The 1,382-nt window shown below is 57.7% G+C and carries 2 protein-coding genes; one reads left to right on the top strand and one right to left on the bottom strand.

The features are described from left to right. The coding region (locus tag DFR37_RS22715) for a DMT family transporter (protein ID WP_147251679.1) at positions 1 to 536 on the top strand (536 nt) is incomplete at its 5' end. 49 nt (positions 537 to 585) lie between these two features. On the opposite strand, the gene DFR37_RS22710 is transcribed toward DFR37_RS22715, so the two are convergent. Then, positions 586 to 1,382, bottom strand: a 797-nt coding sequence (locus DFR37_RS22710) for an NAD(P)-dependent oxidoreductase (protein WP_113935413.1), incomplete at its 5' end; no start/stop codon positions are given.

The raw sequence follows: 1,382 nt of genomic DNA, 5'->3' as shown, positions 1-1,382 counted from the left end.
TCTCGAAGAGCCAATGGATAGGCGCGTTGCTCGGATTGATGGGGGTTGTCGCCATGCTTAACCCCCTGGACTGGCGGGCACAAGGCATGAACATGCTGTACGCCAACATGATGCTGATCGGTGCAGCCATATGCTGGGCAATATGCATTTTGCATCTACGCTATTCTCGTGCGGTGTCCAGCGCGTATCACCTTGCACCCTGGCAGATGCTTGTAGCGCTAGTGCCTTTGCTTATATTTTCGTACGTGTTCGTTGGCCCCTATTCCGGAGATGGTTCTGCGGAGCTGTGGCTGGTATTGCTGTATACCGGGCCTTTGGCAACCGCGTTCTGCTTTTGCGCCGTGATCGCGGCCAATCGATGGATGAACAGTGCCACGATTTCTATTGCGATGCTGGGCGTACCTGTGGTGGGCTTGCTTACTTCCATCGTTGTGCTGGGCGAACAGCTTACCCTGCCGCTGACCTTGGGCGTCATTGCAATTCTGGCGGGCATTTTGCTGATCTGCCTACCCAAGACCAAGAAAGCGCCAACTTAAAAAAGGCGGGAAGCCGATGCTTCCCGCCTTTTTTGATGGGGTAAGACCGTTAATGCCAGTCCGCCTTCAGAGAAAACTGGGGGATCTCCGTGTGGTCACGATAGGCGATAAGTACGTCTGCCGCAGCGTTCGCAAACTGCTCATACATTTCGTCGGTCGGCCAGCCCAGGTGCGAGGTAGTGACGACGTTTTTCAAAGAGCGCAATGGGTGATCAACAGGTAAAGGCTCTGTGTCGAAAACATCGAGCCCGGCACCGGCGAGCCTGCCTTCAGACAGCGCCGCGACCAATGCAGCTTCGTCGACAATGGGGCCGCGCGCCGTATTGATCAGATAGGCGGAGGGCTTGCACAAGGCCAGCCGTTTCGAGTCAATCAGGCCGCGTGACTGAGGGGTTAGCGTGGCGTGTATGGATATGATGTCCGCCGTGCGCAGAAGGTCAGTCAGCTCAAGGCGACGGGCGCCTGCCTGCTCGGCTCCTTCGGATGTAAGTCGCGAGCCCCAGGCCACGACATTCATGCCGAAGGCGTTGGCAATGCGGGCCACGTACTGGCCGATATTTCCGAATCCGACAATGCCCAGGGTTTTTCCGCGCAGCACTCGCGTCATGGGCGTGGGCCAGCTCCCGTTCTTGATGGCATGATCCACCTGTGAAATCTGGCGCATGACGGCCATCATCAGCCCGAATGTCAATTCGCCGGCCGCGCCGCAGAACCCGCCCGTTGCCTTGCCGATGACGACATCGTGTTCTTCGGCTGCGTTCAAGTCGACGTGGTATGCGTGATTGCCGGTTTGCGCGACAATGCGCAGCTTGGGCAGGCTTTTGAAGAAGCCGGCATCGAGGCGGG

This window comes from Eoetvoesiella caeni (assembly GCF_003315175.1).
Classification (GTDB): Bacteria; Pseudomonadota; Gammaproteobacteria; order Burkholderiales; family Burkholderiaceae_B; genus Eoetvoesia; species Eoetvoesia caeni.
The sequence above is the reverse complement of the archived record's forward strand: the minus strand, read 5'-3'. Positions and strand labels throughout refer to the sequence as shown.